This is a genomic window from Mycetocola saprophilus, assembly GCF_000718085.1.
Classification (GTDB): Bacteria; Actinomycetota; Actinomycetes; order Actinomycetales; family Microbacteriaceae; genus Mycetocola; species Mycetocola saprophilus.
The window spans coordinates 999299-1025086 of sequence record NZ_JOEC01000001.1 but is presented as its reverse complement, the minus strand read 5'-3'; the positions used below and the strand labels follow the sequence as shown (position 1 = coordinate 1025086).

Below are 25788 nucleotides of genomic sequence, written 5' to 3'. Positions count from 1 at the left end.
CCTAAAGTGATGCCATCCCCCCTTCCTCCCTGGAGGCAGTCCCACCCCGGCTGGCGTATGTCGTGGGGATTCACCGAAGGAGCACGCATGACCCACTCACGTATTCGCCGCCGGAGCACCCTGGCGCTGATCGGGATGACCGCCCTGGCCGCCCTCACGCTGAGCGCGTGTTCCTCCTCCGCCGCCCCGGAATCCTCGCCGTCCTCCTCGGCTTCGGCGGAGAAGGTCACCCTCGGAGATCCGGCCAAGCTCAAGCTGGTGAAGGACGGCGAGCTGACCGTTCACGTGGACGACCCGGTGTGGTCGCCGTGGTTCATCGACAATAAGCCCGATAACGGCAAGGGTTTCGAGAGCGCGCTGACCTACGCGGTCGCCGAAAAGCTCGGCTTCAAAAAGGACCAGGTCACGTGGGGCTACACCGCCTTTGCGGCCTCCTTTACCCCGGGTCCCAAGGACTTCGACCTGTATACCCAGGAGGTCTCGATCACCGATGAGCGCGCCAAGGCCGTCTCGTTCAGCGACCCCTACTATGTCTCCCGCAGCGTCGTGATCACCAAGGACAACTCCCCGGCCCTCGAGGCCAAGAGCGTGGCAGACCTCGCCAAGTACCGCTTCGGCACCGTGGCCGGAACCACCCAGGACAGCTACATCACCCAGACCATCAAGCCCAAGGACGTGCTGTCCTTCGACACCGTGGCCCTGAGCACCCAGGCGCTGGAAAACGGCCAGGTGGATGCGATCGTGGTGGACCTGCAGATCGGCCAGAACGTGGTGCTCAACCAGTACAAGGACCTCAAGATCGCCGGCCTGCTCAAGGACAACGGCGTAAGCAAGGGCATGGGCTTCGTGTTTGACCTGAACAGCCCGCTGGTGCCCTATGTGGACGAGGCCCTGACCCAGCTGCGTGCCGACGGCACCATCGACAAGCTGGAAAAGGAGTGGCTGCCGCTGCCCGAGCAGGTACAGGAGTACACCCAGTAACAATGGCTTCACCACTCAATCCCCCACCCGAGAGTGCACCGGGCGCGAATCTGCGCCGGGTGCACCTCGGTGCGTTTTACCCCAATGACCACCACCACACACTCTGGGGGCATCCCGAGGCCGGCAGCCAGATCGAGTTCGCCGACTTTGCCCGGTTCGCCCGCAGCGCCGAGCGCGGCCTGTTCGACTTTGTGTTCCTCGCCGAGGCGAACTGGCTCCAGGAGCACCGGGGTCGGGTGGTGGAGCACGCGATCCTCGACAAGCCAGACTCACTCACCGTGCTCGCCGGCCTCGCCGCCGAAACCGAGCGGATCGGGCTGGTCGCCACGATCGGGACCACGTTCTCCGACCCCACCGACGTGGCCACCCGCCTGGCCACGCTGCATCGCCTCTCCGGAGGACGCGCGGGGTGGAACGTGGTGACCTCCCACACCAGCTTCGGCGTGGGTGCCTCCACCAACTTCCGTCCCGGACGCATGGTTGCCCACGCCGATCGCTACCGGCAAGCCGAGGGGTTCCTGGCCGAAACCGCCCGCCTCTGGTCCGGTGCCGAGGCCGCCGCCGGGCTCGCTCCGCTGCCCGGTCCCGGACCGGCAATCGTCCAGGCCGGCGGTTCCCCCGAGGGTCGCGACCTGGCCGCCGCCCACGCCAACGTGATCTTCGCCGGCCGGCGCAGCATCGAGGCGTCCCGCGAGTTCTGTGCGGATCTGCGGGATCGCCGTCGGGCCGCGGGCCGCCTGGACGACCTGATTATCCTGCCGTCCACCTCGTTTGTGCTGGGGGACACAGAGCGGGAGGCGCGCGAGATCGCCGCCGACTGGCGACTGCAGGAGGTCACCCCGAAGGTCGCCGTGTTCCTGCTGGAGGAGGTGTGGGGGATCGACCTCACCGACTTTGACGTCGATGGCCCGCTGCCCACCCAGGATCCCGACTGGGAGCACGCCGACCGTTTCACCCGTGGACAGGTTGGCGGAGAACGCGACGCCCGCGTCCTGGTGGAGTCCTGGCGCACCCTGCAGCGCGAGCGCGGGCTCTCCACCCGCGCGTTGCTCGGGGAGGTACGGGCCCGTCGTGACTTCGTGGGCACCCCCAAGAGTGTCGCCGATCAGATTAACCACTGGGTGCAGACCGGGGCCGCCGATGGCTTCGTCGTGAACCCCTCGGTGGTGCCCAGCGGGCTCGACGCCTTTGTGGACCGGGTCATTCCCGAGCTGCAGGAACTGGGTGTCTATCGCACCGAATATGCGGGGAGCACGATCCACGATCACCTCGCCGAGGGGAGAGACGCGTGAGCATCGACGATCGGGTGGCCGCTCAGGCGGAGCAGTCGGACCAGGCCGCTCAGGCAGAGCAGTCGGACCATGGAGCGCGGACGGCGCAGACGGGTCCGCCCACCCCGACGGAACAGGAGGCTCAGGCGGCACCGCCGGTGGGCCGCCCCGGCCCGCCGAAACTCAGCGACGCAGAGTTGCGGGCGCTGCTGGTACGACCGGTGTGGTGGAGGCGCGCGGATGTGCGCCGCTCGGCGCTGATCGCCACCGTGAGCACGCTGGCCCTGCTGGCGGTCCTCGGATTCGGGCTGTCCTCCTCGGCCGGTTGGGAGTCGTTCCGGGCGGCGTTCCTCAGCCCCGAACACTTTGTGCTGTCCTTCCCCAAGGTGTGGGACGGATTCCTGCTGAATGTGACCCTGTTCATCATCCTCGAACCCATCGTGCTGCTGGTGGGCCTCGGGTTGGCGCTGCTGCGCAACCTGTCCTCGCCGGTGTTTTTCCCGCTGCGGGCGTTCGCGATCGGCTATATCGACCTGTTCCGCGGGCTGCCGGCGATCCTGGTCATCCTGATGCTCGGCATGGGTATTCCCGCGTTGCGGATCGAGGGGCTGAGCTCCTCGCCGCTGTTCTGGGGTGCGGTGGGCTGCGTGCTCACCTCGGCCGCCTACACCGCCGAGACCTACCGGGCCGGCATCGAGTCGATCCATCCCAGTCAACGTGCCGCCGCCCGAGCCCTGGGCTTCGGTCACGGCCGCACGCTCTGGTACATCGTGCTGCCGCAGGCAGTGCGCCGCGTGGTGCCGCCGCTGATGAGCGGATTCATCGCACTGCAGAAGGAGACCGCGCTGATCTCGGTAATTGGCCCGATGGAGGCCTCGCGGGCCGCCCAGGCGTACTCGGCCACCACGTTTAACTTCACCTCTTATCTGGTGGCGGCGGTGCTGTTTGTGAGCATCACGATCCCGCTGACCCGGCTGACCGACCACCTGCTGCGCCGCGCCCAGCTGCGCCGCGGTATGGGAGGGGCGGTATGAGCGCGGTCGCGGCGGTCAGCATCCGCAACCTCTCCCAGGCGTATGGGGAGAACCTGACCCTAAAAAACGTCTCGCTCGAGGTGGCTCCACACGAGGTGATCGCGCTGATCGGCCCCAGCGGCTGCGGCAAGTCCACGCTCCTGCGCACGATCAACCTGCTGGAGGACAGCCTCGCCGGCGAGATCCTGGTGCACGGCGAACCGGTGACCGGGGAGGCCGGACGTGGCGGACGCGACCGCGTGCGCCGCCGCGTGGGCATGGTGTTCCAGCAGTTCAACCTGTTCCCGCACCTGACCGTCCTGCAAAACATCACCCTCGCCCCGCGCAAACTCGGCGGGCTCTCCAAGGCCGCCGCCGAGACCAAGGCTCGGGCGCTGCTGGCCCGGTTTGGGCTCGCCGAAAAGGCCAACGAGTATCCCGACCGACTCTCCGGCGGGCAGCAGCAGCGGGTGGCGATCCTGCGCGCTCTGGCCACCGAACCGGAGGTGATCCTGCTGGATGAGGTCACCTCGGCGCTGGATCCCGAAACCGTGGGGGAGGTGCTCGCCCTAATTCGCGAGTTGCGCGACCTCGGGCTGACCCTGATCCTCGCGACGCACGAGCTGCAGTTTGCTCGCACCATCGCCGATCGGATTGTCTTTCTCAGCGGCGGCGAGATCGTGGAGCAGGGCACCCCCGCCCAGATTCTTGACCATCCCACCCACCCCCGAACCCGGCAGTTTGTGGCCAGCATGATTCACCCCGAACAGGCGAGCATCGCCGAAAATTCACCCAAGGAAGCCATCGGATGACGTCCCCGACCCCCGCCCCCAAAATCGAGCTGCACGTGCACCTGGAGGGTGCCGTCCGACCGCACACCCTGTTTGAGCTGGCCCGAAAAAACGGCGTCACCCTGCCGGTGGACAGTCTTGAGGAGCTCGAGAGCTTCTATAACTTCACCGACTTCAACCACTTCATCAACGTGTGGAACGTCACGACCGACGTGCTCTTCAATCCGGACGACTACCGCCGCGTGGTGGTGGACTACGCCCGCGAGGCGGCGAGTTTTGGTGCCGTCTATCTGGAGGGGATCTTCTCGCCGGGTCAGTACTATGTGCGCGGCATCGATCCCGATGAGCTGTTCACCGGGTTTACCGACGGCATCCAGGAGGCGCTGGAGGAGACCGGCGTGATCGTGCGCCTGACCCCGGATGTGGACCGCAATCGCCCCGCCGAGCTCAGCGAGCAGATCGTCCGCGACGCCGTCCGCTACCGCGACCGCGGCATCGTGGGGATCGGCCTGGGGGGACGCGAGCGTGCGGCCCCCACCTCTAAGTTCACCCGGATGTTCCAGATTGCCCGCGACGGCGGACTGGCCTCGGTCCCGCATGCGGGCGAGGATGACGGTGCCCAGTCGGTGCGCGAGGCGATCGATCTGCTGGGTGCCGACCGGATTCGGCACGGGTTCCGCGCGATCGAGGATCCGGCCCTGGTCACCGAGCTGATCGAGCGCGGCATCGTGCTGGATGTGTGCCCCACCTCCAACCTGCGTACCCGCGTCATCGATCGACTCGAGGACCACCCGATTGGTGCGCTGGTGGCCGCCGGGCTGCCGGTCACCGTGAACACCGACGACCCGGCGATGTTTGGCACCGACCTGGGGCGCGAACACGAGATCGCACTTGCGGCCGGCGCCAGCGCCCGCGGACTCTACTATGCCGGGGTACTCGGGCAGGTGGGTGGTCCGGAGATTACCGAGCGGCTGCGCCGGATCGGCGCCGAGGCCTGGGGTGATGCACCGGCGGCCGTCGTGGATACCGCCGAGTCGATCACGCTGTCGGGCGGCGCGCGATGACCGAGAGATTTGTGATCGGCGTGCACCTGGGTGATGATCCGATCGGAGCGGCCGCGGACGGATCGGGGATTGCCGAGCTGGTGGACCTGATCCGCGCGGCCGAGTCCGCGGGGATCGACTACATCGGTCTCGACGACGCGCTCCTGGGCCCCGGCGACGGCGTGCCGCGCGCCACCGCCGGGGAGACCCTCGCCTATCTCGCACGTCGCACCGCCAGGATCGCACTGATCCCCGGCGTGGCCGCGCACTATGTGGAGCCCTTCCACGCGGCCAAACAGGTGGCCACCCTCGACTTTGTCAGCGAGGGTCGCGCGGGCGCCCTGGTGCAGCGGGGGAGAAATGCGACCGCCGACCGACTGGTCCCCGCGGCGAGTGATCTTGACGAGACGGGTCTGCGCGCCCAGGCCGCCGAGTTTACCCACGTGCTGCGCCAGCTCTGGGACTCCTGGGAGGATGACGCGACGGTGCGAGACGTGGCCACCGGTCAGTATGTGGACAGCTCCCGGGTGCATGAGATCGCGCATGAGGGTCGCTATTTTCGGGTGAAGGGGCCGCTGATCACCCCGCGTCCGCCGCAGGGTCAGCCCCCGATATTCGCCCGCGCCGAGAGCGCGGCATCCGCGCGCGACCTGTGGAGCGGACCCTCCGAAACCACGGCGCCCGATGTGATCCTGGTGGACGAGGCGGATGCGGAGGCGGTCCTTGCCGAGTATCCCGCGGGTACCACCGCGCGGCTGATCGTGGTACTCGCCGGCGAGGATGCCCCCGGTCTTGCCGCTCGGATTGCCGCCTGGCGAGCAACCCCGGGGATCGTCGGTGCGGAGATTCGGACCGATACCGCCGGGCTGCACGCGCTGCTGGCCGGCGGGGTTTTGCCTGCTCGGGAAGACAGCGCCGGGGACGCCACTCTCGCCGGGCGGCTCGGACTGGAGCGACGCCCCAGCCGATTCGCGTCCGAACGCTAGCACGGAGCACCCAGACACAAAACCGGCCACCCCTGGGTGGCCGGTTTTGTGCGCGCTACTTGATGAAGCGGTAGGTAAATGGATAGCGGTAGGGCCTGCCGCCGCTGGACTTCGAGCCGCCGATAATGGCGAAGATGAATTCGGCAAACTGGACCACGATAACCAGGGGAATGAGTGCGTACCCGATCAGGATGGGCAACGTTAGCCCACCAACCAGGAAGAGTGCGCTGATCAGGATCCAGGCGGAGAGCTGGAAGTTCAGCGCCTCCTTGCCCTCCTGATTCACAAACCGGCCGCGGCGACGCAGCGTGAGCCAGATGATCAGCACCGGGATCGGCCCGAGCACCCCGGCGAAGTGTGCGGCCGAGCCCCAGAAGCGGTCCTGTGCATCGGTGATCGGCGCCACGGCGGGCAGGGGCACCGAATAGGTCCCGGCACCGGTCTGTCCGGTGGAGTACGCGGCTCGGGCGGGCGTGGGGTCCGGCGCTGCGGTGATGGAGTCGGCGAGCGCCGCGGCATCCATCTGTGTGTAGTCGATCTGCGTGGACGGTGCCTGGGCCCATGCCGCCGAATCAAAGTGCGGGTAGACGGGTTCGGAATCATCCGCCGGGGCGAAAGCAGGGGTCTGTGGCTCGCCGGGGGCGGGGGTGGACTGCGTGGGATCGCTCATGATGCCTCCAGGATAGCGTGCGGTTGGGACTGAATGCGCCGCAAAAATACGGAACTGCCGACCCCATGGGGCCGACCGTTCCGCACATCCAACCTAGGGAATGAAGCGGAAGGTCAGCGGGTAGCGGTAGGGAGCGCCGCTGCTGGTCTTCACGCCGCCGATGATCGCAAAAACGAAGGCGGCGATGCCGACCGGCCACACCAGCATCAGCAGGATCACGCCGATACCGATAAAGCTGGTGATCCCGCCCACGATGCCGAGGGCGATGCCCAGGAGCCAGGCGCTGATCTGGAAGTTCAGCGCCTCCTTGCCCTCCTGGTTCACAAACGGGCCGCGGTCGCGGAAGATCAGCCACACGATCAGCACGATGATCGGGCCGAAGATGCCGGCGAAGTGTGCGAGCGACCCCCAGAGGCGGTCGTTCTCGGGGGTGAGCGGGGCCGAGCTCGCGGGCGGGGTGTAGCCGGGCTGCTGCCCGTAGCCCGGCTGCCCGTAGCCCGGCTGCGCGGCACCCGGCTGCGGGTACCCGTGCTGACCCTGGCCGTGACCCGGCTGCGGCTGGCCCGGCTGAGCCTGACCCGGTGCCGGATATCCCGGCTGCGCGGCACCCGGCTGCGGGTATCCGGGCGGCGGAGTGGGCTGCCCGCCCTGCGGAGGCGTGGGCGGCAGCGGCGGCACCGCGCCGCCGGGCTGGTTGGCGTCCGAGGGTTCGGGGTTCGACTGCGTGTGATCGCTCATAGTGGAATCAGGATAACCGCCGCGAGGTAAATTCGATACGTCTGATTACCGACTATCACCAAAAACCGTCGGATTGGGCGCCAAAGTGCCCCCGCACCGGGTGTCAGAGATTGGAACCGGACGCCGGAGCGAGCTAGAATTAGCACTCAGTGATGACGAGTGCCAATCCGTTTCGGCTCGGACTCGTCCCACAACGAATGCGATGAGATTTCCCCGGGGAAGTCGCGATGAGATGGAGGTGACCGATGGTCTCCGAGCGTGGCCTGGCCGTCCTTCGCGCAATCGTCTCGGACTATGTGTCCAGCCGTGAACCCGTCGGCTCCAAGGCGATCGTCGAGCGCCACTCCTTCGGGGTGTCGGCGGCGACGATCCGCAACGATATGGCTCAGCTGGAGGATGAGGAGCTGATTCATGCCCCGCACACCTCCTCGGGCCGCATTCCCACCGATAAGGGCTACCGCCTGTTTGTGGACCACCTGGCCGAGCAGCGCCCGCTGTCTCCCGCGCAGCGCGGGGCGATCCAGGAGTTCCTGGGCGACGGGGTGGGCCTGGACGATGTGCTCTCGCGCACCGTGCGTCTGCTCTCTCAGCTCACCAACCAGGTGGCCATCGTGCAGTACCCCTCGTTCGCCCGCGCGCAGGTGCGGCACGTCGAGCTGGTCTCGCTGGGGGATGCCCGTCTCCTGGTTGTCCTCATTACCGATAACGGTCGGGTCGAGCAGCGCACGGTCGAGGTGACCGCGCCGCTGTCCACCCAGGACGTGGACGACCTCAAGGTGCGCATCAACCACGAACTCCTCGGTCACAGCGTCGAGGATGCTTCGCGGGTGCTCGTGCGGGTGCGGGCGCTGGGGGTTCCCGGACACCCGGGTCTGGTGGATCGAATCTGCGATGCGCTGGACGAACAGCTGGCCGAATACCGCCAGGATCGCCTGGTCATGTCGGGCACCGCGAACCTTGCTCGCAGCGAGGAGGACTTCGCCGGGAGCATCTATCCGGTCCTGGAAGCCCTCGAACAGCAGGTGGTGCTGATGCGCCTGTTTGGCGAGATGAGCATCGATGCGGCGGGCATCACCGCCCGGATCGGCCGCGAGAATGAACCCTTCGGCCTGGCCGAAACCTCGATCGTCGCGGGGAACTACCGTTCCTCTGCGGGCGAAATTGCCCGTCTCGGGGTCCTCGGACCCACCAGAATGGATTACTCGGGCAACATCGCCTCGGTTCGCGCCGTGGCACGCTATCTTTCCCGCCAACTCGGCGAGAACTAACCCCGCGGCGTTTACGCCGCCGTTCAACCGGCCGCTGCCCATCGCGGGCCGCTGGCCACAACAATCAATTGCGCGACGCTTCGGCGTCGCCACCATGGAGGATCACGGGTGGCTGACCACTACGAGGTACTGGGCGTTTCGCAGGACGCATCGGCTGAAGACATCAAGAAGGCCTACCGCAAGCTGGCTCGTCAGCTGCACCCCGATGTGAACCCCTCCGAGGAGGCGCAGGAGCGCTTCAAGCTCGTGACCCACGCCTACGATGTGCTGGGCGACGCGGACTCGCGTGCCCGCTATGACCGCGGCGAGACCGGCCAGGGCGGCGACGCGGGCTTCGGCGGATTCGGCGATATTTTCGAGCAGTTCTTCGGCGGCGGCGGCCAGCAGCGCGGCCCCAAGTCGCGTCGCGAGCGCGGTCAGGACGCCCTGCTTCGGGTGGAACTCGACCTTGGCGAGGTGGTCTTTGGAACCCACCGCGACCTCGAGGTCGACACCGCGGTGCTGTGCGAGACCTGTCAGGGTTCCTGCTGCCAGCCCGGCACCCAGCCGGTGACCTGCGACATCTGCCGTGGTTCGGGCACGATCCAGCGTCCGGTTCGCAGCCTGCTGGGCAACGTGATGACTTCGACCCCCTGTGGGTCCTGCCGCGGATACGGCACGATCATCGCCAACCCCTGCGTCGGCTGCCAGGGCCAGGGCCGCGTGCGCGCCCGCCGCACCGTTTCGGTGGACATCCCCGCCGGCGTGGACACCGGCCTGCGCCTGCAGATGCCCGGTTCGGGGGAGATCGGCCCCGCCGGTGGCCCGAACGGTGACCTGTACCTGGAAATGAAGGTGCGCCACCACGACGTCTTCAGCCGCAACGGCGACGACCTGCTGTGCACCCTGGAGGTGCCGATGACCGAGGCGATCCTCGGCTCAACCACCACGATCCACGCCCTCGATGGCGACCTCGAAGTCGAGATCAAGGCGGGCGTGCAGAGCTCGGATGTCATCACCGTGCGCGATCGCGGCATCACCAAGCTGCGCGGCCACGGCCGCGGCGATCTGCGTATCGGCATCCAGGTGATCACCCCGACCAAGTTGGACCACCGGGAGCGTGAGCTGATCGAGAGCTTCGCCGCCAAGCGCAAGGACAAGACCGCCGCGCTGGGCGAGTTCCAGCAGGGTCTGTTCGCCAAGCTCCGCGATAAGCTGCGCGGCTAGCATGTCGAGCCTATTTCTGCGCGATTTTGTCGGGGTGCCCGCCGTGGGTGACACGATCACCCTGGAGGGTGCCGAGGCCAAGCATGCGGTGACCGTCAACCGGACCCGCGTCGGTGAGGAGATCTTCCTCGGCGACGGTGCGGGCCTGCTGATCGGTGCCCGCGTGACCGTCTCGACCCCGGGTCTGCTCGAGGCCGAGGCGCTGAGCGTCGAGGTGCACCCGCTGCCGACCCCCGAGCTGATCCTGGTGCAGGCCCTCGCCAAGGGGGACCGGGACGAGATGGCGGTCCAGGCGGCCACCGAACTCGGCGTGTCCGGGGTGTACCCGTGGGCGGCCGAGCGCAGCATCTCGCGCTGGGATGCGCAGAAGAAGGTCAAGGGCCGGGCGCGCTGGGCGACCATCGCCCGCGAGGCGACCAAGCAGTCGATTCGTCCGCACCTCGCGCACGTGCACGACCTGCTGGACCTCGCCGGGGTTGCAGCCCTCGCCGCCGACCACGATGTGCTGGTGCTGGATCCCACCGCGCCGATCGCGCTGACCGCGCATATGGCCGCGCGCGAGGCCGCCGACACCCGGCCGATCGTGCTGGTGGTGGGACCCGAGGGTGGTATCTCGGCGCGCGAACTGGACGCGCTGGAGCAGGCCGGCGCGCACCGCGTGGTGCTCGGCACCACGATTCTGCGCACCTCGACCGCGGGCCCCGCGGCGCTCGCGGTCATCACCGCGGCGCTGGGTCGGTGGTAGGAGCGGGTCTTCGGAGGGTGTGCGCGGTGAATTCTTCGGCGCGCACACCCCGTACGTTCACCCCGATCGCTAGTATGGAGCTATGACAGCCACCGAGCCGAGTATCTTTAGCCGCATCATCGCCCGAGAGATCCCCGCCGACATCGTCGCCGAAACCGATCACCTGATTGCCTTCCGCGACATCGCACCGCAGGCACCGGTGCACATCCTGGTTGTGCCCAAAACCGAAGAGTATGTGACGGTGGCCGAGCTGGCCGCCGCCGACCCCGAACTCCTCGCCGAGCTGGTGCTTTTCGCCCAGAACATCGCCAACGAACACGCCGACGGCAGCTTCCGCCTGGTCTTCAACTCCGGTGCCAACGCCGGTCAGACCGTGTTCCACGTGCACGCCCACGTCCTCTCCGGCAAGCTGGAAGAGGGGCGACTTGGTGCCTAACGTGCCCTCGACCGGAGACACCCCGGTCGGCAGCAACCGCATCGAACGACGCATCCCGATCGACGGGGTTGCGATGGTCCACCTGCTGGGCCCCGAGGACCGCCTGCTCTCGACCATCGAGGGGCGTTTCCCCGCGGTGGATGTGCACGTGCGCGGCAACGAGGTCACCCTGGCCGGGCTGGCCCACGATGTGGCCCGGGTAGAGGAACTGATCGCCGAGCTGATCGCCCTGGTTCAGGGTGGACACACCATCGAGCCCGCCGATGTGACCGCCTCGATCAAGATCATCACCGATGGTGAGCAGCGTCCCAGCGACGTGCTGGGCCAGAGCATCGTGTCCAGCAAGGGCAAGGCAGTGCGTCCCAAGACCGCCGGTCAGCGCGACTACGTCGACGCGATCGACGAGTACACCATCGTGTTTGGGCTGGGGCCGGCCGGTACCGGTAAGACCTATCTGGCGATGGCGAAGGCCGTCCAGGCGCTGCTGCGCAAGGAGGTCTCGCGGATCATCCTGACCCGTCCCGCCGTGGAGGCGGGGGAGCGGCTGGGCTTCCTCCCCGGGACGCTGAGCGACAAGATCGACCCGTATCTGCGTCCGCTCTACGATGCCCTGGGTGACATGCTGGATCCCGAAACCGTGCCCAAGCTGCTTGCGGCCGGCACCGTCGAGGTGGCTCCGCTGGCGTATATGCGCGGTCGCACCCTGAACGAGGCGTTTGTGATCCTCGATGAGGCGCAGAACACCACCCCCGAGCAGATGAAGATGTTCCTCACCCGGCTCGGCTTCAACTCGAAGATGGTCATCACCGGCGACGCCAGCCAGGTCGACCTCGGCACCGGACTGAGCGGCCTCAAGGTCGCCCAGCGGGTGCTCTCCGAGGTGGGAGACATTCACTTCGCGAACCTGACCAGCGACGACGTGGTGCGCCACAGCCTCGTGGGTCACATCGTTGACGCCTATGGCGAGTATGACGCTCGCCAGATCGCCGCCCGGCACGAGCGAGATCGTGCCGCCGAATTTGCACAGCGTGCCGAAAAGCGCACCGGAACCGGCGGTCCGAGCGGCCGCAACCCCAGGAGGGGCACCAGCTCATGAGCATTGAAATCAACAACGAGTCGGCCGTCGAGATTGACGAGGCCGCGCTGCAGCGCCTGGGCGAGTTTGCCCTGGCCGCGATGCACGTGAGCCCCGAGGCCGACCTCAACATCGTCGCCGTGGATGAGGCTGCCATGGAGCAGCTGCACGTGCAGTGGATGGATGAGCCCGGTCCCACCGACGTGCTGAGCTTCCCGATGGATGAGCTGCGCCCGGGTACCCCCGAGCAGCCGACCCCCGCGGGCCTGCTCGGCGACATCGTGCTGTGCCCGCAGGTCGCCGAGTCGCAGGCGGAAACCGCCGGACACTCGACCCTGGACGAGCTGCTGCTGCTCACGACCCACGGCATCCTGCACCTGCTCGGCTATGACCACGCCGAGCCCGAGGAAAAGCGCGAGATGTTTGGCATCCAGCGCGATATCCTGCTCGGCTTCCACGTGCAGGAGCGACGGTCCTAGGCCGCCAATGAGTGACCATAGACCCTGCCCCGCAGCACACCGGAGCGCCGCATGAGTGAGCTGATTACCGCCATCGTCGCCCTGTTCCTGGTGGCCTTCGCCGCCCTGATGGCCGCGGGGGATGCCGCGATCACGGTGAAGTCCCGCAGCGACCTGCTGGAACTCGCCGAAAACTCGCGCTCGGCTCGCTCGCTGCGGGCGATTGCCGCCGACCCCGGCGCGCACCTGAACGCCCTGGCGTTTATCCGCATCATGGCCGAGTCCACCGCCGCGGTGCTGATCACCCTGGAGATCTCCTCGCAGCTGGACAACTTCTGGCTGGCGCTGGCGATCTCGGCCCTGGTGATGACGATCGTCTCGTTCATCCTGGTCGGGGCGAGCCCGCGTACGGTGGGACGCCTGCACGCCGATGGCCTGCTCAAGGTTGCCGCCCCGCTGCTGCACGCGGTGCGGGTGCTGCTGGGTCCGCTGGCCAACGCACTGGTTCACCTGGGCAACCGGGTCACCCCGGGCACCACCCGCTCGGTGTCGTTTAACAACGAGGAGCAGCTGCTCTCGATGGTGGACGAGGCTACCGAGCTGGACGTGCTCGAGGAGGATGACCGCGAGCTCATCCACTCGATCTTCGAGTTCAACGAGACCATCGCTCGGGAGATCATGGTGCCCCGGACCGACATGATCACGATCGATGCCGACGCCACCGCGGATGCGGCGATGAGCCTGTTCCTGAGCACCGGTGTCTCGCGGATCCCGGTTATCGACGGGTCGGCCGACGCGATCGTCGGTGTGCTCTACCTGCGTGATATCGCCCGTATCGCCCACGAGGGGGATGCGGCTGCCCGCGAGCGCGAGGTGCGCGAAACCGCCCGCGCCGCGGTGTTTGTGCCCGACTCGGCCAAGGCCGACGACCTGCTGCGCCGCATGCAGCTGGAATCCAACCACCTGGCCCTCGTGGTGGACGAGTACGGCGGGATCGCCGGCCTGGTCACCATGGAGGACATCATCGAGGAGCTCGTCGGCGACATCTCCGACGAGTACGACTCCGACTCCAACGAGGTTGAGGAACTCACCCCCGGCAACTTCCGTGTGAGTGCGCGCCTGCCCGTGGACGAGCTGGGCGAACTCTTTGACATCGAGCTGGACGACGAGGACGTGGACACCGTCGGCGGCCTGATCGCCAAGTCGCTGGGTCGCCTGCCGGAGGCCGGGGCGCGTACCATCGTCGGCGGCCTGGAACTCACCGCCGAACGCACCGATGGACGGCGCGGCCGGGTCACCACCGTGCTGGTCACGCGTGCGCTGATCGCCGAGGCCTCGATCCCCACACTTCCGGACGCACCGGGCGATAACTAGCCCCGAACGCTCCACCCCAACACCCCACAGAGGACACAGTATGACCACCGAAGAACCCACCCGCAAGCCCCGCGGCGGCTTCCCCAAGTACCGTTCGGGATTCGTCTCGTTTGTGGGACGCCCGAACGTGGGCAAGTCCACGCTGACCAACGCCCTGGTGGGCGAGAAGGTCGCGATCACCAGCGCCAAGCCGCAGACCACCCGTCGCGCGATCCGCGGCATCGTGCACCGCGACTACGGCCAGCTGGTCATCGTGGACACCCCGGGTCTGCACCGTCCGCGCACCCTGCTGGGTCAGCGCCTGAACGACCTGGTGCAGAACACCCTGGGTGACGTGGACGTCATCGGGTTCTGCCTGCCGGCCAACGAGAAGCTCGGCCCCGGCGACCGCTTCATCAACGAGCAGCTGGACCTCTACCCGCGTGCCAAGAAGGTCGCGATCGTCACCAAGGTGGACACCACAGGCGGCGCGAGTATCGCCGCCCAGCTGCTGGCCGTGCAGGAGCTGCGCGAGTGGGACCTGATCATCCCGGTGTCGGCCGTGACCGACGACCAGCTGGACATCCTCACCGACGAGCTGATCAAGCTCATGCCGGTGGGCGGGGCCATGTACCCCGAGGAGACCGTGACCGATGAGTCGGACGAGGACCGCATCGCCGAATTTATCCGCGAGGCCGCGCTGGAGGGTGTGCACGATGAGCTGCCGCACTCGCTCGCGGTGACCCTCGACGAGATGGTCGAGCGCGAGGACAAGGATCTGCTGGAAATCTACGCAAACCTCTTTGTGGAGCGTGACAGCCAGAAGGGCATCATCATCGGGAACAAGGGCCAGCGTCTGCGCGAGGTGGGCCAGGTGGCCCGCGAGCAGATCGAGGACCTGCTGGGCCGTAAGGTGTTCCTCTCGCTGCGGGTCAAGGTGGCTAAGGAGTGGCAGCGCGACCCGAACCAGCTCGGCCGCCTGGGATTCTAGCCGCGATCTCGCAAAATACATCGCGAGAGTGATCTTCGCCTCCGGAGGGGGTATCTATGACCCGCACCTGGGTGTGGCCGGGTAGCGTGGGCTTCGTGTTCCGGCAGCTTACGCGCATCCAGCTTGTGGTCGACCTCGTGGTCGCCGTGGTTTTTGGTGCCATCGTGGTGCCGCTCAGCTATGGCGACGGACTGCCCGGCCTAATCCTGGTCCTGGCCATGGTCAGCGCGTTGGGGCTGCGCCGATTCTCCCCGGGCCTCGCACTGTTGATCGCCTGGGTCGGGGTCATCGTGCAGCTCTCATCGGGACTGCCCGCAACCCTGGCGAATGCGGCGATCCTTGCCGTCCTCTACACCACCGGCGCCTATGCCGAGCGTGCGTCCCGCTGGTTCGGACTCGGCTCGGCCCTGGTGGGCGGACTCCTGGCCGGATACTACACGGCCTTCATCATCGTGCGGGGGACTCCGTCCGACTCCGAGAACACCATGCGGACTATCGCAGTGTTTGGCACCCTGGCCGCGGTGGCCGCCGTGGTGGTCTTGGCACTGTCCTGGACCATCGGTCTGCTGGTGCGCACCGGACGCCGGGCCCGCGCCGAGGGGCGTCAACGCTATCTGGCCGAGCGGGAGCAGTTCGCCGCCCAGCAGGCGATGTTTGCCCTCGAGGAGCGCAACCGCATCGCCCGCGACATGCACGATGTGGTGGCGCACTCGCTCGCGGTCATCATCGCCCAGTCCGACGGGGCACGCTATGTGCACCGCGGCAATCCCGACGCCCTCGCCGGAACGCTGGAAACCGTGGCCGGTACCGCGCGCAGCGCCCTGACCGATGTGCGACTGCTGCTGAGCGAGCTGCGCCATAGCCAGGGCGATGGTCCGCAGCCGGTGCTGAGCGACCTGGGTGGTCTGATCGAGCAGATGCGATCCACCGGCCTCGAGGTGCACTACATCGAATCAGGCGAGCTGATTCCGCTGCCCACCGGCCAGCAGATCGCGCTCTATCGGATCGTGCAGGAGTCGCTGACCAACGCGCTGCGGCACGGGGATCGTGCCCGTCCGGTGCTCCTCGCCTTCCACTGGCGACCGGGGGCCCTCACCGTGCATATCGACAATGCCACGCTCCCACCCAACCCCGGCCTGCCCCCGCGCTCGGGCGGCCACGGCCTGCCCGGGATGCAGGAACGCGCCGCGCTGGCGGGTGGCTCGGTCGCCTTCACCCCGCCGAGTGCCGGCAACGCCTATCATTTTGTTGTGACGGTTCATATGCCCGCGGGCGCCGTCCGCCCGACTTCCTCGTGAAGGGAAACCCCATGACCGCGATTCGTGTCGCCCTCGTTGATGATCAGTCGCTATTCCGCGCCGGGATCAAGATGCTGATCGACTCCCAGCCGGACCTGGAGTTTGCCGGTGAGGCCGCCGACGGTCAGGAGGGCATCGAGCTGGTGCGCAACACCGCACCGGATGTGGTCCTGATGGATGTGCGGATGCCCAACCTGGATGGGATCGCGGCCACCGCGGCCATCCTCGAGGAGGCCGACCGCTCCGGGAAACCCGCCCCGAAGATCGTGGTGCTCACCACCTTCGATCTGGATGAGGGTGCCGCCCGCGCGCTGCGCATCGGGGCCAGCGGGTTCCTGCTCAAGGACACCCAGCCCGAGTTCCTGCTCGCGGCGATCCGGACCGTGTTTGCGGGCAGCGCGGTCATCGCCCCGGGCGCCGTGCACGACCTCTTCAGCTCGGTCTCGGCGGCACCGGCGGCCCGCGCGGTCCCCGAGTCCTTCGCCACGCTGACCGGACGCGAAACCGAGATTTTCAGGCTGGCGGCCGCGGGCCTCAGCAACACCGAGATCGCCACGCATGAGTTCCTCAGCGAGGCCACGGTCAAGACCCACATCAGCCGGGTGCTGGCCAAGCTTTCGCTGCGCGACCGCGTGCAGCTCGTGGTCTTCGCCTACGAGCACGGCCTCAACACTCCGCACGAGCAGTAGTCGCGTTAGCGCACGCTCGGCCGCAGCGGATAGGTGAGTGGCGCCAGCGTGATCTCGGTGCCCGATGCTGAACACTCCATGGCGAGGATCTGCGCGGAGTTTGTCAGGGACTCTTCCGCCGGTTGACGCTCGACCCGCGTCGTCGCGTTCCACGCGGCAACGAACTTCGAGGTGAGTCCCAGATCGGTGATTCGATCCGGGAGGTTCGATGCGAACAGGTCCTCCCACTCCTGTTGCAGGCTCAGGCTGGCCCGGATTGCCGACTCTTCCGAGCCGTCGGTGGCCTGGCCCCTGCCGAAGGTATTCCACGAATCTTGAAAGCCTGTGCAGAACGTTGCGGAGGGGTCCGATGTGCCGCCGGACGCGCATCCGGTCAGTCCCACGGTGGCCAGAACGCCCAGCACTACCAGGCTCAAAATCCGCATGTTGTGGCTCCTCCCGGGGATTCGATGTACGAGAAGTCTAGTTCGCACACGGCGCGTTCGGGGTTCGCTCATCCGCGGTGCTGATGGGGGTGCCATACGCATGATCCTGGGGGATGACGTGGGTTACCTCCGCCGCGTGATGCCGGGAAAACTCGAGATTTCTACAGTGGTTACATGACCACTTCTTCTTCCAGCCCCGTGCTCGCCGCCCGCCTCGACGCGGTCACTAAGTCATTCGGGGTCGGCTCGGGTGCCGTGGTGGCCCTCGACTCGGTAACCCTCAACATCGAGCGCGGCCGTTTCACCGCGATCATGGGACCTTCGGGCTCGGGTAAGTCCACGCTGATGCACATTGCCGCGGGGCTTGATTCCCCCACCTCGGGGCGCGTGTGGCTCGGCGACACGGAGATCGGCGCGCTCGATGACGCGGCACTGACCCGCGTACGCCGCGACCGCATGGGATTCGTTTTCCAGTCGTTCAATCTGGTGCCCACCCTGACCGCCTGGGAGAACATCGTGCTGCCCTTCGAGCTGGGCGGGCGTCGCATCGATGACTCTCAGCGTGCGTGGATCACCGACCTGTGCCACAGCCTGGGTCTGGGCGATCGGCTCAACCACCGCCCGCATCAGCTCTCCGGCGGCCAGCAGCAGCGGGTGGCGATCATTCGGGCATTGGCCACCCGTCCCGAGATCATTTTTGCCGACGAGCCCACCGGTGCGCTGGACTCACGGACCGGCCGCGAGGTGCTGACCCTGCTGGCCGATGCGTGCGCTCGCTTTGGGCAGACCATCGCGATGGTGACCCACGATCCGATTGCCGCCAGCTATGCCAACCGCATCGTGGTGCTGGCCGATGGTTCCCTGCGTCATGACATCGGGCAGACCAGTGCCGCCGAGGTGTCCGCCCTCATGCTCTCCCTGGAGGAGGCAGCGTGAGCCGGCTGGACACCGCGGACAACCGGGCGTCCTCGCCGGCCGAATACCGCTCGACCGGCGCACGTGGGGGAGCGGGAAAGTCCCGAATGAGACTGCGTGACTACCGGGCGAGCATGATCGTCGCCGCGCTCTCGGCGGCCTTTGGTGTGGCCCTGGTGATTGGAACCGGGGTGCTTTCCTCGGCGATCTCCGCCCACCAGCTGGCCGGCGAGCACGACTCGGTACGGATTACCGTACTGATCGTCAGCGCCGTTTTCTTTGCAATTGCCGTGTACGTCTCGGCGGTGGTCACGGCTAATACGGTGGCCACGGTGATCGCCGGGCGGGTGCGTGAGATTGCGCTATACCGATTGATCGGGGCAGATTCCTCCCGGTTGCGCCGCGGCATCGCCCGCGAGGGGCTGGTCTGTGCCGCCCTCGGTGCGGTGTTCGGCACGGTCCCAGTTGTCATCGCCGGTCTGATCATCGTGCCGATGCTGGTGGACTCCAGGGTGTTGCCTGATATCCCCTATCAGGTGCTGGATCCGCTGCTGAAAGCCCCGTTGATGATCACCGTGGCGATGGGGTACCTGGCCTCCTGGGTGGGGTCGCAGCGGGTATCCCAGGTCACCCCGATTCAGGCGCTCACCGTGGCCGCCGCGGATCCGACTCGGCCGGTGGCCCGCGGACGCCGCGTGGGTGCCACCGTGCTGCTGATTGGCGGACTTCTGGCGCTGCTTGGTGGCGTGGTGCTTGGCCTGGTGTCGCCGCTCGGGGTGTTGGTGGGTCTGGTGGGAGGCGTGCTCTCCTTCAGCGGTATCGTGATGTTTGCCCCCGTGCTGATGCCGGCGTTGCTGCGTCTCACCGGTGGTTGGATGGGCCGCAGTCCCGCATCCCGGATCGCCGCGGCCAATGCGGTGCGCTATCCCGAGCGCAGTGCGCGCAGCATGGTCGGTATCGTAATCGGGGTTACCCTGGTGAGCATGTTTGCGGTGGCCAGCTCGTCGTACGTGCAGATGATGATCGGTATTGCCGATGAGCAGCCCGAGTATGCCGAGGGGATGAACCAGATCCTCACCATGACCCTGGCAATCTTCTCCGGCCTGTTCGGATTCTCGGCGCTCATCGCCGCGGTGGGTCTTGTGAATAACCTGGCCCTCGGTGTGATCCAGCGGGCTCCCGAGCTGGGCCTCCTGCGCACCCTGGGCTTCACCACGGGGCAGATCCGCCGGATGATCGTGGCCGAGTCGGCCCAGATGACGCTGGTCTCGGTGGGATTCGGACTCGTGCTGGGCACCTTCTACGGCTGGTGCGGAGCGCAGGCAACCCTCGGTGCCCAGCTCGGACACGGACTCGTTACCCCGGCGATACCCTGGGGCGTGTTCGGGATCATCCTGGCGCTCGCGATCCTGGTGGCGATCGGGGCCTCGCTGGCCCCCTCACGCCGAGCAACCCGCGGTAGCGCGGTGGCTGCCCTTGCCGCCGACTGATTCTCGAGATTTATTCATCTCACCCGTGCGCCCCGATTTCTCGGGGCGCACGGGTGTTTTGTGGCGCGAAAAGTTGTGAGTGATCGTCGGTTATGCTGAGCGCATGAGGTTTGCTGGACTGTCGGCACCGTCGCTGATGATCGGATCGGGCATTGCCACCCTCGCCGCGGTGGCTCTTATTGTGGTGCATGCTGAAAACCCCGGCTATCTGCTTGCTTCCCTGGCGCTGGGTCTGCTCTGGGTGGCGATTCTCCAAACCCGCCGCGCACATCGTGCGGATGGCGACCGCCTGGCGCGGCTCGCCGAATTGGACACTCGTCGAGCCGATCAGGCCTCGGTCCTGAGCCACGAGATTCGAACCCCGCTGGCGGTCATTCAGGGGGCCGCGGAGCTTTTGGCCGAGGAGTCTGCGGGCCCCCTTACGCCGAGACAGGCGATGTTTGTGCGACGGATCGAGGATAACGCCGTGCGCATGCACACCTTCTCCGAGCAGCTGTTGATTCGTGCGCGGCTGGAGGCGGGGCTGTTTTCGGTGGAGCGGTCGAAGATCGACCTGCGCGTGCTCTTTCGCAACGTCGTGGAGGAGTTGGCCCAGATTTCCGCAGCAACCATCGTCCTGGATGCTCCCGGAGCACCGGTGGGTGCGGAGATCGATCCACAGCTTATTCGTCAGGTGCTCATCAACCTGATCAATAACGCCGCCTCCACCGAATCGGCCAGCGGCCGGGTCGAGGTGCGCATCGTTCCCGGTGAGGGAGAGGTGATGATCTCCGTCAGTGATGGGGGTGCAGGCATGTCCCCGGAGCAGCGTGAGCGTCTGTTTCGACGTTTTTCCAGCGGAAAACCACTGGGAAACGGAACCGGCATTGGACTCTTTATTTCGCAGCAGTTTATTGAGCTTCACGGTGGTCGAATCTATGTGGATACGATCACCGGAAAGGGCACCACGATGATGTTTACGCTTCCGCTGGAGGCACCCGTCTCGGCTACTGCCGCGTCGGAGGGTGGGCGAAATCGACGTCCGGTGTCGCATGGCTGAGCGCGGTCCGATTGCGTTTGTTGTGGACGATGAACCGGCAATGGCCGATATTGTCGGCTTTGCCCTGGAGACCCAGGGGTTTGAGACGGCCCTCTTTACCTCGGCCGAGACCGCGTGGAACGAGTTGCAGACGTCCCGTCCGGACCTCGTGGTTCTCGACGTGATGCTGCCTGGTATCTCGGGAATCACGCTGTGCCGCCGGATCAAGGCGCGGTGGGACATCCCCGTCATTCTGGTCACCGCCAAGGGGGAGGTGTCCGATCGAATCGCCGGGCTAGAGGCCGAGGCCGACGACTACATCGCCAAGCCCTTTCACCCGCGTGAGCTTGCCCTTCGGGCCCAGCGACTGGTCCGGCGCTCCGAGTCAGCCGGGGCCCTGATGACGGCCTCGGGCGGGATCGAACTGGACCCAAGCAGCCACGACATGATTATCGGTAACGAGCGCGTGCTCTTGACCGCCAACGAGTTTAAGATTCTCTCGGCGCTGATGAGCCGCCCCGGTGTCATCCTGAGCTTTGCGCAGCTGCTCTTGCTGGGCTGGGGCGAGTCGGATCGGATCGGCGAACGGGAGATGATCAAGGCGGCGATCTATCGAATCAGACACAAGCTTGATGCCGCCGTTCCGGGGAGCGCCGCGGTGATCGAGAGTGTACGCGGTACCGGATATATCCTTCGCGCTCAGCCCTAACGGCGCGCCCGAACCGGCAGGAGGTTTGGTGACAGGACTGTCACCAAACGTCACCGCTCTGTCACGAACGCGTGGTTCTCCCGAATCTAGTGTGGGAGTCGCACAGCAGTTCGCACGCACCTAAACGAAGGAGTTTATCCCCATGCGTCGCACCCCACTCACCATCGTTCTGGCCGCCGCCACCGGCCTTGCTCTCTTTACCGGTTGTTCCCAAACGGCGCCGGGAAGCGAATCCGCCGGCGCGAAGAAGCCGGTCACCTTTATCTGCAGCCCGCAGGAGGACTGGTGCCAGCTTGTCGCCGCCGAGTTCACCAAGGCATCGGGCTATCCCGCCAACTACGTTCGCCTGAGTGGGGGTGAGGCCGTGGCCCGGCTGAGTGCCACCGGCAATACCCCCGAATTTGATGCCTGGTTTGGGGGCGGGGCCGAAGGCCACCTCGCCGCCGATGCGCAGGGACTGATCGAACCCTACGTTTCGCCCAACGCCGACCAGATCGCCGATGAGTATAAGGACCCCAAGGATCGCTGGACCGGGGTCTATGTGGGGGCGTTGAGCTTCTGCTCCAATACCGATGTGCTGAAGGAAATCGGGGCCAAGGCTCCGACCTCCTGGAACGACCTGTTGGATCCCCGGTTCAAGGGCAACATCGCGATGGCGCACCCGGGGACCTCGGGCACCGCCTACCAGGCCCTGTGGACCCACGTAGAACTAGATAACGGGGACCAGGCCCAGGCGCTTGAATACTTCGCCAAGCTCCACTCAAACATTCTCCAGTACTCAAAGAGCGGCAGCGCTCCCGGGCAGATGGCCGGCCGCGGAGAGGTTGCCACCGGCATCATCTTTGCCCAGGACTGCCAAAAATTTATCAAGGAGGGTTTCACAAACCTCACAACCACATTCCCCAAGGAGGGCGAGGGTTATGAGGTGGGAGCGGTATCGCTGATCAAAAATGCCCGTAACCCCGAGGGCGCCAAGGCGTTTATTGACTGGACCCTCACCGCGCAGGCTCAGGACCTCGCGGCCACCGTCGGCAGCTACAGCGTGCCGACCAATCCCGACGCCACGATCACCGACGACATGGTGGATCTGAAAAAGCTCAAGCTCGTGCACGCCGATATCGATGCCGCCGGCACCGCCCGAAACGCCCTGACGGCGAAGTTTGATGCGGAGGTGGCGCCCGCTCCCAAGGAGTAGTCGCCCGGAATCACCATGACAACAACACTGACCCCCGCGGCGGGTGGGCTCCTCCCGCCCGCCGCGAGCGCCCGGATTTCTCCGCCCAAACGTACCCGTGCCCGTGCCGATCGCAGCGTGATCATTTTGGGATCGGCCGTAGCGCTGATTCTGTTACTCCTGATCGGCTATCCGGTAGTGAGCCTATTGTCGGCCGCGTTTGCTCCCGACGGCCTCGCGGTGCTGGGCCGAATCGTCACCGAGCCCGCCAACCATCGCATCGTGCTCAACACCCTGGTGTTGGGCCTGATCGTCGGTGTCACCGGAACCCTGATCGGTTTTTTGTTCGCCTATGCTCAAACGCGGATTCAGTTTCGCGGGAAGAAATTACTCCATCTGCTGGCCATGGTTCCCATCGTGGCCCCGCCCTTCGCCGTTGCAACCGCGGTGATCACCCTGTTTGGACGCAACGGTGCCATTAGCAATGGGCTGTTCGGGATCAAGGGCGATATCTACGGGCTGCCCGGACTCGTGTTGGTCCTGTCGCTCTCGTTTTTCCCGGTTGCCTATATGAACTTCCGCGGGATGCTGGAGAGTCTGGATCCCAGCCTCGATGAGGCCGCGTCGAGTCTGGGCGCCAATAAGCTGCGGGTGTTTTTCTCGGTAACGGTACCCATGCTGGTACCCGGTTTTGCCGGTTCCTTCCTGCTGCTCTTTGTCGAATCTATTGCCGATCTGGCAAACCCGCTGGTTCTGGGTGGGGACTACACGGTCCTGGCCTCCCGCGCCTATCTGGCGGTGACCGGTGACTACAACACCAGCGCCGGCGCTGCCTATTCGCTTACGATTCTGCTGCCCGCCCTGCTGGTGTTCCTGGTCCAGCGATACTGGGTGTCCAAGCGCAGCGTGGTGACCGTCACGGGCAAGCCCACCGGGCACACCGAGCAGATCACCGCCCGCAGCATTCGCATTCCGGTGCTTGCCATCGTGGGGGTAATCAGCGCCCTGATCATCACGATCTATCTCACGGTGCTGGCCGGAGGCTTCATGAAGGTCCCCGGAGTGAATAATGCGTTTACCCTGGAGCACTTCCAGTTTGTCCTCACCGGGCTGGGGTCCAAGGCCATGATTGACACGGCCAGCCTGGCGCTCATTGCCGCTCCGATCGCCGGGGTACTCGGCATGCTGATTGCCTGGCTTGTGGTGAGAAAGCTGCGCCGCACCTCGGGGCTGCTGGACTTTGTGGGCATGCTGGGACTCGCGGTACCGGGCACCGTGCTCGGCATCGGGTATGCGCTCAGTTACATCACTCCCACCACGATCTTTGGTCTTCAGATCCTGCCGGCCTTGGCCGGCGGAACGGCAGCCTTCTCCGGTGGAATTGCAATCGTCATGGTGTACATCACCCGGTCCCTGCCCTCGGGCCAGCGCGCCGGTATAGCCGCCTTGAACCAGATTCATCCGGCCATCGAGGAGGCCTCTACCTCCCTCGGCGCCGGATCGGGCACCACCTTCCGCACGGTGACGCTGCCCCTGATTCAATCGGCCCTGGTCTCCGGTCTCACCTACGCTTTCGCGCGGTCGATGACCACGCTCTCACCGATCGTGTTCCTCACGACTCCGGGCATCAAGATCATGACCTCGCAGATCCTGGCCGAGGTGGACTCCGGCCGTTTTGGCAACGCATTCGCCTACTGCACCGTCCTCATCATCATCGTGCTCAGCCTCATTCTTGTTCTCAATCTTCTTGTTCGAAAGGTGATCTTCCGTGGTCGCACACACCGTCGTTGACGACACCGATGCCCTCATTACAGCCGTAGGTCCCGAATCCGGCTCCGGCTCGGGACGTATCACCCTCACCAACCTCACCAAGCGTTACGGTTCTAAGCCGCGGGATCCGTTGGCCGTGGATTCGGTCACGCTGGATATCAAACCGGGGGAGTTCATCACCCTCCTGGGTCCCTCTGGATGCGGGAAAACCTCGACCCTGCGCATGATCGCCGGATTCGAGGAGCCCACCTCGGGTTCGTTGGAGCTCGATGGGACCGACATGATTCAGGTCCTCCCCAATCAGCGGCCGATGTCAATGGTTTTCCAGTCCTACGCCCTGTTCCCTCATCTCTCGGTGCGCGAAAACGTCGCATACGGCCTCAAGCTCAAGCGCACGCCGGCAAAGCGCCTGAACGAGGAGGTGGACACGGTACTGACCATCATGAACCTGATGAACTATGCCGACCGTGCGCCCCATCAGCTCTCCGGGGGACAGCAGCAGCGGGTGGCCCTGGCCCGGGCGCTGGTGATGCGGCCGAAGGTGTTGCTTTTTGATGAGCCGCTGTCCAATCTCGATGCCAAGCTGCGGGTGCTGATGCGTAATGAGATTCGACGCCTGCAGCGCCGGTTGGGGATTACCAGCATCTTTGTCACCCACGATCAGGATGAGGCGATGACGCTCTCTGACCGGATCGTGGTCATGAACCGGGGTCGGATCGAACAGGTGGGACTGCCCGAGGAAGTGTACCGACGCCCGGCCACGGTCTTTGTAGCCGACTTCATCGGCCGAGCCACCTTCCTGGACGCAACGGTTCTCGCCGAGCCGAGCGGTGGTCGAGCGCGGGTTCTCGTGCTGGGCGAGGAATTTGATACCGCCTGCCGAGAGAGTGTTGGCATCGACACCGAGGTGCTACTGATGATCCGACCCGAATCGGTGCGGCTCTCGGGGCCGGTTGTAGCGGAGGAAGTCAACGGTAACATCGGCCGAGTGCTCACCACCATCTTCCATGGTGAAAGCGTCGAATACGAGATTGAAACCGATTCGGGGACCGTGGTTGCCTCGGTGTTCGACCCGGCGGTCGAGGAGATTCTGCACCCGATGGATTTTGTGCGGGTCAGTATTGCTCAGGACCGCGGATGGCTGCTTCCCAAGGCCGATCGACACGTCTAAGCCAGACGTCCGTACCCCGAACGACCGCGTGTCATTCGGGGTACGGGTGTCTCGGGGCGTGGCGTTTTGGTGGTACTGTGTAAGCGTGTTCTTTGCGGGTCTGC

General features: G+C 66.0%; 26 protein-coding genes. 23 read left to right on the top strand and 3 right to left on the bottom strand.

Going from position 1 to position 25788, the window contains the following annotated elements:
- Positions 1-87 precede the first annotated feature (87 nt).
- From IE92_RS0104535 to IE92_RS17145, 6 genes are read left to right on the top strand one after another with little or no spacing between them, the layout of a single operon-like run.
- On the top strand, positions 88-981 hold the full coding sequence (locus tag IE92_RS0104535) for an ABC transporter substrate-binding protein (protein WP_051701838.1): 894 nt from the start codon (positions 88-90) through the stop codon (positions 979-981).
- A 2-nt stretch (positions 982-983) separates the two neighbouring features.
- On the top strand, positions 984-2273 hold the full coding sequence (locus IE92_RS0104530) for an LLM class flavin-dependent oxidoreductase (protein WP_081864062.1): 1290 nt from the start codon (positions 984-986) through the stop codon (positions 2271-2273).
- The gene (locus IE92_RS0104525; RefSeq protein ID WP_211250750.1) at positions 2270-3286 is read left to right on the top strand and encodes an amino acid ABC transporter permease; all 1017 of its coding nucleotides are present in this window, start codon (positions 2270-2272) and stop codon (positions 3284-3286) included. The genes IE92_RS0104530 and IE92_RS0104525 overlap by 4 nt, the downstream gene beginning before the upstream one ends.
- Positions 3283-4077, top strand: a complete 795-nt coding sequence (locus IE92_RS0104520; RefSeq protein ID WP_030143682.1) for an amino acid ABC transporter ATP-binding protein — start codon at positions 3283-3285, stop codon at positions 4075-4077. Before IE92_RS0104525 ends, IE92_RS0104520 begins: the two co-directional genes overlap by 4 nt.
- The gene (gene add, locus IE92_RS0104515; RefSeq protein ID WP_081864063.1) at positions 4074-5120 is read left to right on the top strand and encodes an adenosine deaminase; all 1047 of its coding nucleotides are present in this window, start codon (positions 4074-4076) and stop codon (positions 5118-5120) included. Before IE92_RS0104520 ends, add begins: the two co-directional genes overlap by 4 nt.
- On the top strand, positions 5117-6085 hold the full coding sequence (locus IE92_RS17145) for an LLM class flavin-dependent oxidoreductase (RefSeq protein ID WP_051701842.1): 969 nt from the start codon (positions 5117-5119) through the stop codon (positions 6083-6085). Before add ends, IE92_RS17145 begins: the two co-directional genes overlap by 4 nt.
- Before the next feature lie 55 nt (positions 6086-6140).
- Here the strand turns inward: IE92_RS17145 and IE92_RS17140 are convergent, their stop codons facing one another.
- Positions 6141-6755: a DUF4870 domain-containing protein gene (locus IE92_RS17140; protein ID WP_051701843.1), complete on the bottom strand. Its 615-nt coding sequence runs from the start codon at positions 6753-6755 to the stop codon at positions 6141-6143.
- Between the two features lie 93 nt (positions 6756-6848).
- On the bottom strand, positions 6849-7493 hold the full coding sequence (locus tag IE92_RS19030; RefSeq protein ID WP_051701844.1) for a DUF4870 domain-containing protein: 645 nt from the start codon (positions 7491-7493) through the stop codon (positions 6849-6851).
- A 245-nt stretch (positions 7494-7738) separates the two neighbouring features.
- Here IE92_RS19030 and hrcA point away from each other — a divergent pair, with 245 nt between their 5' ends.
- The 10 genes from hrcA (at position 7739) to IE92_RS0104450 (ending at position 17012) form a co-directional block, all read left to right on the top strand.
- Entirely contained in the window at positions 7739-8761 is a 1023-nt protein-coding gene (hrcA, locus tag IE92_RS0104495) for a heat-inducible transcriptional repressor HrcA (RefSeq protein ID WP_030143677.1), read from the top strand.
- Positions 8762-8869: 108 nt separating this feature from the next.
- Entirely contained in the window at positions 8870-9967 is a 1098-nt protein-coding gene (gene dnaJ / locus IE92_RS0104490) for a molecular chaperone DnaJ (RefSeq protein ID WP_030143676.1), read from the top strand.
- A gap of 1 nt (position 9968) precedes the next feature.
- Positions 9969-10712 (top strand): 16S rRNA (uracil(1498)-N(3))-methyltransferase, encoded by a 744-nt coding sequence (locus IE92_RS0104485; protein WP_030143675.1) that lies wholly within the window; start codon positions 9969-9971, stop codon positions 10710-10712.
- An 82-nt stretch (positions 10713-10794) separates the two neighbouring features.
- The gene (locus tag IE92_RS0104480; RefSeq protein ID WP_030143674.1) at positions 10795-11148 is read left to right on the top strand and encodes a histidine triad nucleotide-binding protein; all 354 of its coding nucleotides are present in this window, start codon (positions 10795-10797) and stop codon (positions 11146-11148) included.
- Entirely contained in the window at positions 11141-12244 is a 1104-nt protein-coding gene (locus IE92_RS0104475) for a PhoH family protein (protein ID WP_051701846.1), read from the top strand. Before IE92_RS0104480 ends, IE92_RS0104475 begins: the two co-directional genes overlap by 8 nt.
- Complete coding sequence (gene ybeY, locus IE92_RS0104470) at positions 12241-12702, top strand: rRNA maturation RNase YbeY (RefSeq protein ID WP_030143672.1); 462 nt, start codon at positions 12241-12243, stop codon at positions 12700-12702. Before IE92_RS0104475 ends, ybeY begins: the two co-directional genes overlap by 4 nt.
- Positions 12703-12753: 51 nt before the next feature.
- On the top strand, positions 12754-14055 hold the full coding sequence (locus IE92_RS0104465) for a hemolysin family protein (protein ID WP_051701847.1): 1302 nt from the start codon (positions 12754-12756) through the stop codon (positions 14053-14055).
- A gap of 40 nt (positions 14056-14095) precedes the next feature.
- Positions 14096-15025 carry a GTPase Era gene (gene era / locus IE92_RS0104460; protein ID WP_051701850.1) on the top strand — a complete coding sequence of 310 codons (930 nt, stop codon included), beginning with the start codon at positions 14096-14098 and terminating at the stop codon, positions 15023-15025.
- A 56-nt stretch (positions 15026-15081) separates the two neighbouring features.
- Positions 15082-16323, top strand: coding sequence for a sensor histidine kinase (locus tag IE92_RS0104455; protein WP_051701851.1), 1242 nt, complete (start codon positions 15082-15084; stop codon positions 16321-16323).
- Positions 16324-16334: 11 nt separating this feature from the next.
- Positions 16335-17012 (top strand): response regulator, encoded by a 678-nt coding sequence (locus tag IE92_RS0104450; protein WP_030143668.1) that lies wholly within the window; start codon positions 16335-16337, stop codon positions 17010-17012.
- Between the two features lie 5 nt (positions 17013-17017).
- Here the strand turns inward: IE92_RS0104450 and IE92_RS0104445 are convergent, their stop codons facing one another.
- Entirely contained in the window at positions 17018-17437 is a 420-nt protein-coding gene (locus IE92_RS0104445; protein WP_030143667.1) for a hypothetical protein, read from the bottom strand.
- Positions 17438-17611: 174 nt separating this feature from the next.
- Here IE92_RS0104445 and IE92_RS0104440 point away from each other — a divergent pair, with 174 nt between their 5' ends.
- The 7 genes from IE92_RS0104440 (at position 17612) to IE92_RS0104410 (ending at position 25684) form a co-directional block, all read left to right on the top strand.
- Positions 17612-18373, top strand: coding sequence for an ABC transporter ATP-binding protein (locus IE92_RS0104440; protein ID WP_030143666.1), 762 nt, complete (start codon positions 17612-17614; stop codon positions 18371-18373).
- The gene (locus tag IE92_RS0104435) at positions 18370-19842 is read left to right on the top strand and encodes an ABC transporter permease (RefSeq protein WP_245601214.1); all 1473 of its coding nucleotides are present in this window, start codon (positions 18370-18372) and stop codon (positions 19840-19842) included. The genes IE92_RS0104440 and IE92_RS0104435 overlap by 4 nt, the downstream gene beginning before the upstream one ends.
- A 103-nt stretch (positions 19843-19945) precedes the next feature.
- Positions 19946-20881, top strand: coding sequence for a sensor histidine kinase (locus IE92_RS16405; protein WP_156027388.1), 936 nt, complete (start codon positions 19946-19948; stop codon positions 20879-20881).
- Positions 20874-21569, top strand: coding sequence for a response regulator transcription factor (locus IE92_RS0104425; protein ID WP_030143663.1), 696 nt, complete (start codon positions 20874-20876; stop codon positions 21567-21569). Before IE92_RS16405 ends, IE92_RS0104425 begins: the two co-directional genes overlap by 8 nt.
- Positions 21570-21711: 142 nt before the next feature.
- A complete protein-coding gene (locus tag IE92_RS0104420) occupies positions 21712-22764 on the top strand; it encodes an ABC transporter substrate-binding protein (protein WP_030143662.1) in 1053 nt (350 codons plus the stop codon).
- 15 nt (positions 22765-22779) lie between these two features.
- On the top strand, positions 22780-24534 hold the full coding sequence (locus IE92_RS0104415) for an ABC transporter permease (protein ID WP_051701855.1): 1755 nt from the start codon (positions 22780-22782) through the stop codon (positions 24532-24534).
- Positions 24512-25684, top strand: a complete 1173-nt coding sequence (locus IE92_RS0104410) for an ABC transporter ATP-binding protein (protein WP_245601213.1) — start codon at positions 24512-24514, stop codon at positions 25682-25684. Before IE92_RS0104415 ends, IE92_RS0104410 begins: the two co-directional genes overlap by 23 nt.
- Positions 25685-25788 lie beyond the last annotated feature (104 nt).